Source organism: Mesorhizobium sp. M4A.F.Ca.ET.090.04.2.1 (assembly GCF_003999085.1).
GTDB lineage: Bacteria > Pseudomonadota > Alphaproteobacteria > Rhizobiales > Rhizobiaceae > Mesorhizobium.
The window spans coordinates 1-2043 of the sequence record NZ_RZOT01000749.1 but is presented as its reverse complement, the minus strand read 5'-3'; the positions used below and the strand labels follow the sequence as shown (position 1 = coordinate 2043).

Here is a 2043-nt window from a genome sequence, read left to right as displayed (position 1 = left end):
TCGTCGCCACCGCATGCGGATATTCCGAGCGGATGTAGACGAAGCCCTTGGTCGCGCCGGTGGCGATGCCGGCGATCGCCATGCCCTCGATCAGCACGAAGGGATCGCCCTCCATGATCATGCGGTCGGCGAAGGTGGCGCTGTCGCCCTCGTCGGCGTTGCAGACGATGTATTTGCGGTCCGAAGCGGTATCGAGCACCGTCTTCCACTTGATGCCGGTCGGGAAGCCGGCGCCGCCGCGGCCGCGCAGCCCGGATTCGGTGACCTGCTTGACGATGTCCGCGGGCGCCATGGCGACGGCGTTGTGCAGGCCCTTCAGCCCGCCATGCGCCTTGTAATTGTCGAGCGAGAGCGGATCGATGACGCCGCAGCGCGCGAAGGTCAGCCGCGTCTGCTTGGCGAGGAAGGGGATCTTGTCCGGCGCGCCCAGCCAGCGCTTGTGGGGCGCGCCCTTGAGGAAGCCGCTATCGAACAGGCTCTTGACGTCGGAAGGCTTGACCGGCCCGTAGGCGACGCGGCCCTCGGCCGTCGCAACCTCGACCATCGGCTCCAGGAAATAGGCGCCGCGCGAGCCGTTGCGCACGATCTTGGCCTCGACGCCGCGCTCGGCCAATTCCTTCTCGATCGCCTTGGCGACCTTTTCGGCGCCGAGCGCCAGCGCGCCGGAATCTCCGGGGATATAGATGCGCGGGATCATGAGCGTACCTCCGCGACGATCTCTTCGATCTTCTCGTCATCGAGCCGCCCGATCACCTGGCCGTCCAGCATCGCCGACGGCGAACAGGCGCAAAGCCCGAGGCAATAGACCGGCTCCAGTGTAACCGATCCGTCGCGGGTGGTCTCGTGGAAACCGATGCCGAGCAACTGCTTGACCTTGGCGGCGACCGCATCCGACCCCATCGACTGGCAGGCTTCCGCCTGACAGAGCTTGAGCACATGCCGGCCGGCAGGGCGGGCGCGGAAATCATGGTAGAAGGTGACGACGCCGTGCACTTCGGCCCTGGACAGGTTCAGCCCGTCGGCGATGACCGGCAGCGCTGCCTGCGGCACATGGCCGAATTCTTCCTGGATCTCGTGCAGGATCGGCAGCAGCGGACCTTCGAGGTCCTTCAATTCCTCGATGATCGCCGCGGTGCGCGACGCGATGTCGGTACTTGCAGGCTGCATTGGCATGCAGCGCCCTCCCTGGTCGTGGCGACCGGATGTGTGTCGCCCAAGATATAGAGCGGTTTTGGGACAACGACACGCACTCGGCGCAATATCGCTAAGTCCTTACGAAATCAGAGGAAACCTCCGAAATCAATAAAGCTGTCCCGTTGCTCGATAGAAAATTTCTATCAAGCGCGCTCGACCTGCACTGTCTATCCTAGCGATGGGCGCGGAAATCGTCCGCCAGCGTCATCGCCTCGTCCAGCAGCGCCTGCACCAAAGGCGTGTGCGGCTCGCCAGGTGCCGCCACCAGGCCGACTGTGTGGCTGGCGTCCGGCTCGACGATCGGAATGGCCCGGATCGGCTCGGAAAAGCCGAATGTTTCCGCGAGGTTGAGCGGCATGATCGACGACCATTTGCCGGTCCGGATGTGCGAAAACAGCACGATCATCGAATTCGATTCCAGCGTCGGCCGCACCTGCACCCCGGCCTCGGCCAGATGCTGGTCGATGATGCGGCGGTTCTGCATGTCGGGCGTCAGCAGGCAAAGCGGCAACTGGCTGATCTCCGCCCACGTCACTTTGTCGCGGTCGGAAAAGGGATTTCCGACCGCGGTGATCAGCTGATAGCGCTCGTCATAGAGCGGCACGCTCACCACGCGTCCGAGCGGCTCGTTGTCGAGATAGGTGATGCCGGCATCGACGTCGAAATTGCCGAGCAGCGTCAGCACCTCGATCGAGGTGCGCGACAAGATCGAGAAGGTGACGCCGGGATGCTTTTCGCGAAATGGCGTCGTCAGCCGCGCCACCATGGCCAGCGCCGTCGGAACCGCCGCTATGCGGATGCGGCCGGACAGGCCGTGGCGGGCCGCCCGCATCCCCTCGCGCATGGTGC

At 64.6% G+C, this 2043-nt stretch carries 2 protein-coding genes and 1 pseudogene; all 3 read right to left on the bottom strand.

The window, feature by feature from the left end; all coding sequences use genetic code 11:
* Positions 1 to 697 (bottom strand): annotated as a pseudogene (locus EN781_RS31335) (formate dehydrogenase); the annotation flags it as partial.
* Positions 694 to 1173 carry a formate dehydrogenase subunit gamma gene (locus EN781_RS31330; RefSeq protein WP_126056756.1) on the bottom strand — a complete coding sequence of 160 codons (480 nt, stop codon included), beginning with the start codon at positions 1171 to 1173 and terminating at the stop codon, positions 694 to 696. The pseudogene EN781_RS31335 and the gene EN781_RS31330, both read right to left, overlap by 4 nt.
* Before the next feature lie 193 nt (positions 1174 to 1366).
* Positions 1367 to 2043 (bottom strand): LysR family transcriptional regulator substrate-binding protein (locus EN781_RS31325; protein WP_127400670.1); only part of this gene is annotated, 677 nt, incomplete at its 5' end.